The following is a 9,687-nucleotide window of genomic DNA, read 5'->3' on the forward strand; positions in this document are numbered from 1 at the left end:
GCGGCGGGGGCGGCGGCCCGGCGGGGGGGGCCCCGCCCCGCCCGCCCCCCCCCCCCTCATCGTGGCGCGCTTCCATCGGTCAGGCGGTCAGGCGGTCAGGCGGTCAGCGCCCGGGCCCGGGCGACGAGGTCGCGCACCGAGTGGTCGGTCAGCTCCGGCAGCCGGTCGTAGTCGAACCAGCGCAGGTCCAGCGACTCCTCGCTGATCAGCGCCTGCGCCCCGGCCGGGGCCACCGCGATGTACTGGACGTCCAGGTGGGTGTTCTCCGGCCGGTCCTTGCCGGTGCAGCGGACCTGGTGGCGGTCCAGCTTGGCGGGGACGGGCACGCCGTCCTGGCGCAGCAGGGTGAGGTCGGGGATGCCGGACTCCTCGACGGCCTCGCGCAGGGCGGCGGAGGCGAGGTCGGCGTCGCCCGGCTCGCAGTGCCCGCCCATCTGCAGCCAGATCCCGACCTTGGGGTGGAGGGTGAGCAGCACCCGCCCGGCGGCGGGGTCGACGACCGCCGCGCTCGCGGTGATGTGGGCGGGCAGGCAGGACCGGTAGAGGCCCTCGGGCTGCTCGGCGAGGTGCGCGAGGTAGTCGAGGCGCAGCTGTTCCTGGTCCCGCTCGGCGGGCCGCCAGTCGGTCAGGGTGCGGACGGCGTCCGCGTGGAGGGTGGACGTACCCGTCCCGGTGGCCGTCATGCGGTGGGCTCGCCCTTTCCGTCGGTGCCGTCCTGGTCGCCCTTCGGGGCGTCGTTCTGCGGAGCGTCGCCCTTGGGCGGGTCGTTCTTGGTGAGGTCGGGCTTGCCGGCCGCGGCCTCGCCGAGCAGCTTGTCGAGGGCGTCGAAGTCGAAGCCGCCCTCCAGGTCGCCGCTGCCGCGGTGCACGAAGGCGTCCGGGTCGTCCAGGTCGGCGGCGGTGGGCAGCATGTCGGGGTGCTCCCAGAGCGCGTCGCGGCCCTCGACGCCGCGGGCGTCGGCGAGCAGCGCCCAGAGCCGGGCGGCGTCGCGCAGGCGGCGCGGGCGCAGTTCCAGGCCGACCAGGGTGGCGAAGGTCTGTTCGGCGGGCCCGCCGGCGGCGCGGCGGCGGCGGACGGTCTCGCGCAGCGCGCCGGCCTGCGGCAGGTGGGGCTCGGCAGCGGCGTGCACGACGGCGTCGACCCAGCCCTCGACCAGGGCGAGGGCGGTCTCCAGGCGGGCCAGGGCGGCCTTCTGCGCGGGGGTGTCCTCGGGCTGGAGGAGGCCGCCGGCCAGGGCCTCCTGGAGGGCTTCCGGGTTGCTCGGGTCGAGCTGGCCGACGAGTTCCTCCATGCGGGAGGTGTCGACCTTGATGCCGCGCGCGTAGGCCTCGACGGCGCCCAGCAGGTGGGCCCGCAGCCACGGGACGTGGGCGAAGAGGCGCTGGTGGGCGGCCTCGCGCAGGGCGAGGTAGAGCCGGACCTCGTCGGCGGGAACGTTCAGGCCCTCGCCGAACTCGGCGACGTTCTGCGGGAGCAGGGCGGCCTTGCCGGCCGGGGCGAGCGGCAGGCCGACGTCGGTGGAGCCGACGACCTCACCGGCGAGGGCGCCGAGCGCCTGGCCGATCTGGGTGCCGAACATGGCGCCGCCCATGGAGCGCATCATGCCCATCAGCGGGCCGGCCATGGCCTGCATCTCCTCGGGCAGGACGCCGCCCATGGCGTTGCCGACCCGCTCGGCGACCGGGTCGACGAGGTCCTTCCAGACCGGGAGGGTGGCCTCGATCCACTCGGCGCGGCTCCAGGCGACGGCGGTGCCGGCGCCGGAGGGGAACTCGGTGACGCCGTCGAGCCAGAGGTCGGCCAGGCGCACGGCCTCGACGACGGCGGAGCGTTCGGCGTCGCCGACCGAGCGGTCCTTGCTCTTGCCCTCGGCGGGTTCGGCGACGACGCTCTGCCGGGCGATGTTCTGGGCGAGTTCCCAGTTCACCGGGCCGCCCTCGAAGGAGAGCATCTGGCCGAGCTGCTGGAAGGCGGCACCGAGGTCGCCGGGGTTCATGCCGCCGAACATGGCGGCGAAGGGGTTGTCGGCTCCGGCGCCGCCGGGGCCGCCCGGGGTGCCGGGCAGGCCGAACATCGCGCCGAAGGGGTTGCCGGCTCCGAAGCCGAACGGCTGGGGGCCGCCGGTGCCTTCCTGGCCCTGCTCCTTCTTCTTCTGCGCGTCGTCGGGCTTGGCCTTGCCGTCCTCGGGCTCCTCGGGGGGAACGCCGAATCCGAAGGGAAGGTCGCTCACGGGGTCCTCGATCCGGTCGGCCGTCATACGGGTGTGGCGGGCAGTGCGGTCCGCCCGGGGCTCCGGTGGAGCGGGGGACTCGTGGGCGGCTCCCGAGGGCCAGGCCCGCGCCGGGTGCACCGCCGGGCCTTCGCCTCGGGCAGGATGGACGTACGTGACACACGTCCGTACGCACATAAGCTAACCGTGGAGGATGGCCGGTGAGTTCCCCGCCTTCGGACGTTCGCTCTGGGCTGACCGCTGGAGAGGACGATCCGGACGCCACGGCGTCGCCGCCTCCAGCCTACGGCGGGCGGCCGTTGACCGTGGCCGTGACCGGTGCCGCGGGGGTGCTGGGCGAGCGGGTCGCCGCCCGGCTGGTGGCCTCCCCGCACGTGCGCAGGGTGCTGGCGGTGGACGACCGGCGCGGTGAGGTCCCGGGCGTGCAGTGGCGCGTCCTGGACGTGCGGGACCCCGCGGTGGCCGAGCGGCTGGCCGGGGTCGACGTGGTGGTGCACCTGGCGATGGACTTCGGCATGGAGTCCGATCCGCGGGCCCGCAGCGCCTACAACGTGCGCGGCGCCCAGACGGTGCTGACCGCGGCCGCGGCCGCCGGGGTGCACCGGGTGGTGCTGTGCACCTCCGCGATGGTCTACGGCGCGCTGGCCGACAACGAGGTGCCGCTGGCCGAGGACTCGGAGCTGCGGGCGACCGAGGAGGCCTCGCTGGTCGGGGACCTGCTGGAGATCGAGCGGCTGGCCCGGCGGGCGCCGCGCGCCCACCCGGGGCTGCAGGTGACGGTGCTGCGCCCGGCCGTGGTGGTGGGCCCCGGTGTGGACACCGTGCTGACCCGGCACTTCGAGGCGCCCCGGCTGCTGGTGGTGGCCGGTTCGCGTCCGTGCTGGCAGTTCTGCCACGTGGACGACCTGGCGGCGGCGCTGGAGTACGCGGCGCTGGGCCTGGTGGAGGGCGAGGTGACGGTCGGCTGTGACGGCTGGCTGGAGCAGGAGGACGTGGAGCGGCTGTCGGGGATCCGGCGGATGGAGCTTCCGGCCGCGCTGGCGCTCGGCACCGCGGCGCGGCTGCACCGGCTGGGGCTGACCCCGGCGCCGGCGGGCGACCTGGCGTACACGATGTACCCGTGGGTGGTGTCCGGGAGCAGGCTGCACGAGGCGGGCTGGCGTCCGGAGTTCACCAACGAGCAGGTACTGGCCGAGCTGCTGGCGCAGGTGTCGGGCAAGCACGCGGTGGCGGGGCGCCGGCTGGGCGGCAAGGAGGCCGCGACCAGTCTGGGGGCGGCCGGGGCGACGGTGGCGCTGGTCGGCACGGCGGCGCTGGTGCGCCGGGCCCGCAAGCGGCGCCGTTTCTGAGTCGGCACCCGCTGGGGGCGCCCGGCGGGCGCCGTTTCTCACGATGCGAAATTTCGGAATCGTGATGCGGAAGCCCCTTGCCCCGATCGGCCCCCGATGGGGAATCATGGGGTCATGTCCGAGAACCACGACCCCATCCGGCTGCTCGCCGTCCGCGACACCCCGCTCTCGCTGGACGAGGTGTACGAGGCGGTCGGCGACGACGCGGCCGGCGGCACCACCGTCTTCGTCGGGACGGTCCGGGACCACGACGGCGGCAAGTCGGTCTCCGCGCTGGAGTACAGCTGCCACCCCACCGCCGAGGCGGAGATGCGCCGGATCGCCGAGAAGGTCGTCGCCGACTTCCCGGTGCGGGCCCTCGCCGCGGTGCACCGGGTGGGCCGGCTGGAGATCACCGACAAGGCCGTGATCGTCGCCGTCTCCTGCGCCCACCGCGGGGAGGCCTTCGCGGCCGCCCGCCGGCTGATCGACGACCTCAAGCACGAGGTGCCGATCTGGAAGCACCAGGTCTTCGCCGACGGCGAGGAGGAGTGGGTCGGCGCCGGGGGCTGCTGACCGGGCTCCCGGCCCCGGGGGCTGCTGACCGGACTCCCGGCCCCGGGGGCTTCTGACCGGACTCCCGTTCCCGGGGCGGTGGGCGGCCGCCCGTCCGCGCGGACGCGGTGCAACCGCCCGCACACGGAGCACGTCCTTCGGGTCAGGCGCGCCGCGGCCTCACCCGAACGGGTCCGGCCGGGGGCGCCGGATACTCCCTGGAAGTGAGCCGATCGGCCGTCCCGTAACCCGGATGGCGCCGGCCGCGTTGTCCGCCGGGGTGGTTAATCTGCTCATAGACCCGAGGAGCTGGGAGTACTGACATGGGTGCGCTCGCCTGGCTGATCATTCCGGTTGTCGCCGTCCTGGTCGCGGCCGCGTGGGCGGGGTGGGCCCAGCGGGCCCCGAGGGCCACCGGCGACCCGGCCTCGCTCGCCGAGCACCGGCGCTTCATGGCCGCGATGGAACGGACCACCGCGGGCTCCGCCGCCCCCGGGGAGGGTTCCGGCCGGTAGCCCGGCGGGCGCCGCGTCACGGGCGTCCCGTACTGTCGAGGCATGCCACGCCGCTCCGCGACGATGCTCGCTGCCACCCTGCTGCTCATAGCGCTGCTCTGCGTCTCGGTGCTGATGAAGGTGCCGTACACGGAGATGAGCCCGGGCCCGACGTACAACACGCTCGGCGAGCAGGGGGGCAAGCCGGTGATCACCATCACCGGCCACGACTCGTACCGGACGAGCGGCCACCTCAACATGACCACCGTCCAGGTCACCGGGGCCAAGTACGAGCCCAGCCTGGTCAACGCGGTGATCGGCTGGATGCGCGACGACGTGCTGGTGGTGCCGCACGACAACGTCTACCCCAAGGGGCAGTCGGACGCCGACGCCAAGAAGCAGAACGCCGAGGAGTTCGCCTCCTCCGAGGACAGCGCCCGCACCGCCGCGCTCAAGCAGCTGGGCGTCCCGGTCGGCAACGAGCTGATCGTGAAGTCGGTCACCGCGGGGGCCCCGGCCGAGGGCCGGCTGCACGCGGGCGACCAGATCGTCGCGGTGGACGGCGCCGCCGTCGACTCGGTGGACCAGGTGGTCGCCGCCGTCACCAAGCACAAGCCCGGTGAGTCGGTGGTCTTCACCGTGGTGCCGCGGGCCAAGGACACCTCCGGCAACGGCTCCGCCACCCCGGGGACGAGGACCGACGTCACCGTGCCGACCGTCCGGGCCAAGGACCTCGACCCGAAGGCGCCGGCCGAGCGGGCCGAGCTCGCGGTGGTCGGCATCGGCACCGGGATCCGGCACACCTACCCGTTCCAGATCGACATCGGCCTGCAGGACGTCGGCGGCCCGAGCGCCGGGCTGATGTTCTCGCTCGGCATCATCGACAAGCTCACCCCGGGCGGCGACCTCACCGGCGGCAAGTTCGTCGCGGGCACCGGCACCATCGACGACGACGGCAAGGTCGGCCCGATCGGCGGGATATCGATGAAGCTGATCGCCGCCCGGGACGCCGGGGCCGAGTACTTCCTCACCCCCGCCTCGAACTGCGCCGAGGCCACCAAGAACGTGCCGTCCGGGCTGACCCTGATCAAGACGGACACCCTGGACGGCGCGCTCAAGTCGCTGGAGCAGATCCGCTCCGGGCAGGCCTCGGCGCTGCCGTCCTGCCCCCGCTAGGCGGGCCCTGGGCGGGGGCGGGAACCGGCGTCAGGAGAAGGTCGCCAGCAGCGCTTCGGTCAGGCCGGGCACCAGGTCCGGGCCGGTCAGCACCTCGCGGGCGACGTCCTTGGAGCGCAGCCGCAGGGCGATCTCCTTCTTGCCGTCGCGCAGCACCGCGGCGGTGATCCGCACCTCCTCGCGCTTGGGGTGGTTGGCCACCCACTCGGCGAGCTGGGCGTCGCTGGCACCGCGCGGGCGGGACTGCTCGGCGCCCGGCGGCAGCATCAGCCGCTCGACCACCAGGGCGCAGCCGGCCACCGCGGCGGGCCAGGCGATGGTGCCGAGGAACTTGTCGAGCTCCATGCCGGCCGGGAGTTCGTCCTGCTCGACCGGGGTGAGGCCGGGCTCGTCGCTGTCGGCGAGGCCGAGCTGCTTGGCGATGCGCGGGTCGGCCTTGCGCAGGGCGGCGCTGTCCACCAGGGCGAACAGTCGGGCCGGGAGGTCCCAGCCGAGGGTGGCGGCGTACTCGTCGATCTCCAGCGCGGCCCGGGTGAGGGGGGTGGCGGCGGGGAGCTTGGAGACGTCGTCGGGGGAGTTGTTCAGATCAGGCGCGTCGGACATGACTCAATCCTCACACGCCGGGCGGCGCCCGCTCGCCGGGGCGGTCCCGGGGGCCCGGGGCGGGGTGTCCGGGCGGGGCGGCGGGGGGTTGCGGGCGAACGGTGTCGTAACCGTCTGCTAACGGTGGGAACTCGGTCGAAGACTGGTTAAGTTGCTCTGACGACCGACCGATTCCAGACGACACAGCTGAGGTGCCACCGTGGTATTCCAGATGCCGGAACGCTCAGGGCCGGGTTTCCGGCGGAGGGTGGGCCCGCCCTCCCGGCGGGCGCGGGTGGCCCTGCTGACCCTGGGCGTACTCGCGGTGCTGTTCCTGTTGTTCGTCATGTTCGCCGGGTTCTGGACGGACTGGCTGTGGTTCAGGTCGGTGCGCTACTCCTCGGTGTTCACCACCCAGCTGTGGACGAAGGTCGGGCTGTTCGGGGTCTTCGGCCTGCTGATGGCGGTGATCGTCGGCTTCAACGTGTGGCTGGCGCACCGGCTGCGGCCGCCGCTGTCGGCGATGTCGGTGGAGCAGCAGAGCCTGGACCGCTACCGGGCGGGCCTGGCGCCGTTCAAGCGCTGGGCGCTGATCGGGGTCTCGCTGGTGATCGGCCTGGTGGCGGGCGCGGCGGCGTCCGGCCAGTGGCGGACCTGGCTGATGTGGACGAACGCGACGTCCTTCGGTGAGAAGGACGCCCAGTTCGGCATGGACGTCTCGTTCTACGCCTTCGACCTGCCGTTCTACGAGTTCGTGCTGGGCTTCGCGTTCAGCGCGGTGATCGTCTCGCTGCTGACCTCGGCGCTGGTGCACTACCTGTACGGGGGGCTGCGGCTGCAGGGCCCGGGCCGGCGGGCGAGTGCGGGCGCGCAGGGGCACCTGGCGGTGCTGCTGGGCGTGTTCGTGCTGTTGAAGGCGGTGGCGTACTGGCTGGACCGGTACGCGCTGGCGGTGAAGACCGGCTCCTACAAGGGGGTCTCGGGCTGGACCGGCCTGCGCTACGTGGACGCCAACGCGTTCCTGCCGGCGAAGACGATCCTGTTCTTCGTCGCGATCATCTGCGCGGTGCTGTTCTTCCTGACGCCGATCCGCCGCACCTGGGCGCCGGCCCTGATCGGGCTGGGGCTGATGGTGCTGTCGGCGGTGCTGATCGGCGGGCTGTACCCGGCGATCGTGCAGCAGTTCCAGGTCAAGCCGAACGAGCAGGCCAAGGAGACGCCGTACATCCAGAAGAACATCGACGCGACCCGGCAGGCGTACGGGATCGCGGACGCGCAGACCACCCCGTACAGCCCGCAGGGCTCGACCACGGGTGACGCGTTGAAGCCGGACGCGCAGACCATCGCGGACGTGCGGCTGCTGGACCCGAACATCGTGTCGCAGACGTTCCAGTCGCTGGAGCAGCAGCGCAACTACTACGCGTTCCCGAGCACCCTCTCGGTGGACCGCTACAGCACGCCCACGGGCAAGCAGGACACCGTGATCGGCCTGCGCGAGCTGGACCTCAACGGGGTGCAGCGGAACTGGATCAACGACCACTTCAAGTACACCCACGGCTACGGCGCGGCGCTGGCCAAGGGCAACCAGGTCGACGACAAGGGCGGGCCGGTGTTCACCGAGTCCGGCCTGCCGGCCACCGGTGCGCTGGGCGACTACGAGCAGCGGATCTACTACGGCGAGAAGACGACGACGTACTCGATCGTCGGCGGCTCGAACAAGGAGATCGACTACACCGACGTCAAGACCGGTCAGAACGTGGAGTACACGTACACCGGTGACAGCGGTGTCTCGCTGGACAACCCGATCACCCGGGCCGCGTACGCGGTGCGCTTCGCCGAGCCGCAGATGCTGTACGCGGGGGCGATCACCGACGGCGCCAAGGTGATCTACAACCGGACGCCCAAGGAGCGGGTGGAGAAGGTCGCGCCGTGGCTGTCGATCGACGCCGACCCGTACCCGGTGGTGCAGGACGGCCACGTGGTGTGGGTCGTGGACGGCTACACCACCTCGGACGGCTTCCCGTTCTCGTCGAAGACGACGCTGGGCACGGCGACCAAGGACTCGCTGACCAACCAGCGCGGTGAGCTGCTGACCGCCGCCAACCAGGTCAACTACATCCGCAACTCGGTCAAGGCCACGGTGGACGCCTACACCGGCGAGGTGAAGCTCTACCAGTGGGACGAGAAGGACCCGGTCCTCAAGACCTGGATGAAGGCCTTCCCGGGCACCGTGGAGCCGAAGTCGGACATCCCGGCGACGCTGCTGCCGCACCTGCGCTACCCGCAGGACATGTTCAAGGTGCAGCGCGACCTGCTCGGCCAGTACCACGTGACGGACGCCAACTCCTTCTTCAACGGCAGTGACATCTGGCAGGTCCCGGTGGACCCGACCAGTGACACCAAGCAGGTCCAGCCGCCGTACTACGTGACGGTGCGGATGCCGGACGCCCAGGCCGCGAGCTTCTCGCTGACCAGCACCTTCGTGCCCAACCAGCGGCCGAACCTGGCGGCCTTCATGGCCGTCAACGCGGACCCGGGCGAGGACTACGGGAAGATCCGCATCCTCAAGATGACCGGCGAGAGCGGCGCCCCCGGCCCCGGCCTGGTGCAGTCGAAGTTCAACTCCCGCCAGGAGGTGGCGAACCAGATCTTCGCGTTGAAGAGCGGCGGCGACACCGAGCTGGAGTACGGCAACCTGCTGACCCTGCCGGTCGGCGGCGGGCTGTTGAACGTCGAGCCGGTGTACGTGCGCGGGCGCGGCGCCAAGTACCCGACGCTGCAGAAGGTCCTGGCGGTGTACGGGGACGACAACGTGGCGTTCGAGAACACCCTGGACGACGCGCTGCGCAAGCTGTTCGCCGGGCAGGCCCCGCCGGCCACGCCGGTGGCGCCGTCCAGCCAGGGCGGGGCGACGCCGGGCACCGGGACGTCCCCGGGCACCGGGACGACGCCCGGCGGCGCCGGCACGCCGACGCCGACGCCCACCGCGCCGGGCACCCCGGCGCCGGGCGGGACGATCTCGCCGGAGCTCCAGCGGGCGCTCGGGGACGCGGAGAAGGCGTACAACGACAGCCAGACCGCGTTCAAGAACGGCGACTGGGTGGCGTACGGCAACGCCCAGAAGGCGCTCGGCGACGCCTTGAAGGCGGCCGAGGCGGCCCGGGCGGGCGGCCAGGCACCGGCGCCGACGGCGACGCCGACCGGCTCGGGGGCGGCCAGTCCGCACCCCTAGGGCCTGTCCGGCGGATCTTGGCAGATCAGCGCGCGGCGTTGGGCGCCCGGCTGGGCGTGCGCCCGAGTCGGCCTCGTACTGGACGTACTT

General features: G+C 72.9%; 8 protein-coding genes. 5 read left to right on the forward strand and 3 right to left on the reverse strand.

The features are described from left to right. Positions 1–95: 95 nt before the first annotated feature. Together ACFXPX_RS42320 and ACFXPX_RS42325 are read right to left on the reverse strand one after the other, a co-directional pair. Complete coding sequence (locus ACFXPX_RS42320) at positions 96–683, reverse strand: NUDIX hydrolase (protein WP_380530034.1); 588 nt, start codon at positions 681–683, stop codon at positions 96–98. Next, entirely contained in the window at positions 680–2,230 is a 1,551-nt protein-coding gene (locus ACFXPX_RS42325) for a zinc-dependent metalloprotease (RefSeq protein ID WP_375894172.1), read from the reverse strand. The genes ACFXPX_RS42320 and ACFXPX_RS42325 overlap by 4 nt, the downstream gene beginning before the upstream one ends. Before the next feature lie 200 nt (positions 2,231–2,430). Here ACFXPX_RS42325 and ACFXPX_RS42330 point away from each other — a divergent pair, with 200 nt between their 5' ends. The 4 genes from ACFXPX_RS42330 to ACFXPX_RS42345 all read left to right on the forward strand — a co-directional run bounded on the left by ACFXPX_RS42330 (position 2,431) and on the right by ACFXPX_RS42345 (position 5,783). Beyond that, positions 2,431–3,579, forward strand: a complete 1,149-nt coding sequence (locus ACFXPX_RS42330) for an NAD-dependent epimerase/dehydratase family protein (protein ID WP_188303064.1) — start codon at positions 2,431–2,433, stop codon at positions 3,577–3,579. Positions 3,580–3,693: 114 nt separating this feature from the next. Beyond that, positions 3,694–4,134 carry a molybdenum cofactor biosynthesis protein MoaE gene (locus ACFXPX_RS42335; RefSeq protein WP_375894168.1) on the forward strand — a complete coding sequence of 147 codons (441 nt, stop codon included), beginning with the start codon at positions 3,694–3,696 and terminating at the stop codon, positions 4,132–4,134. A gap of 302 nt (positions 4,135–4,436) precedes the next feature. Beyond that, positions 4,437–4,628: a hypothetical protein gene (locus tag ACFXPX_RS42340; protein WP_375894165.1), complete on the forward strand. Its 192-nt coding sequence runs from the start codon at positions 4,437–4,439 to the stop codon at positions 4,626–4,628. 42 nt (positions 4,629–4,670) lie between these two features. Next, positions 4,671–5,783 carry a PDZ domain-containing protein gene (locus tag ACFXPX_RS42345; protein ID WP_375894162.1) on the forward strand — a complete coding sequence of 371 codons (1,113 nt, stop codon included), beginning with the start codon at positions 4,671–4,673 and terminating at the stop codon, positions 5,781–5,783. 30 nt (positions 5,784–5,813) lie between these two features. On the opposite strand, the gene ACFXPX_RS42350 is transcribed toward ACFXPX_RS42345, so the two are convergent. Next, the gene (locus ACFXPX_RS42350) at positions 5,814–6,386 is read right to left on the reverse strand and encodes a PPA1309 family protein (protein WP_375894159.1); all 573 of its coding nucleotides are present in this window, start codon (positions 6,384–6,386) and stop codon (positions 5,814–5,816) included. A gap of 211 nt (positions 6,387–6,597) precedes the next feature. On the opposite strand from ACFXPX_RS42350, the gene ACFXPX_RS42355 reads away from it, so the two are divergent. Beyond that, positions 6,598–9,597, forward strand: coding sequence for a UPF0182 family protein (locus ACFXPX_RS42355; protein WP_375894156.1), 3,000 nt, complete (start codon positions 6,598–6,600; stop codon positions 9,595–9,597). Positions 9,598–9,687: the final 90 nt, after the last annotated feature.

This window comes from Kitasatospora sp. NPDC059146 (assembly GCF_042786665.1).
In the GTDB taxonomy this organism is placed as follows: Bacteria; Actinomycetota; Actinomycetes; order Streptomycetales; family Streptomycetaceae; genus Kitasatospora.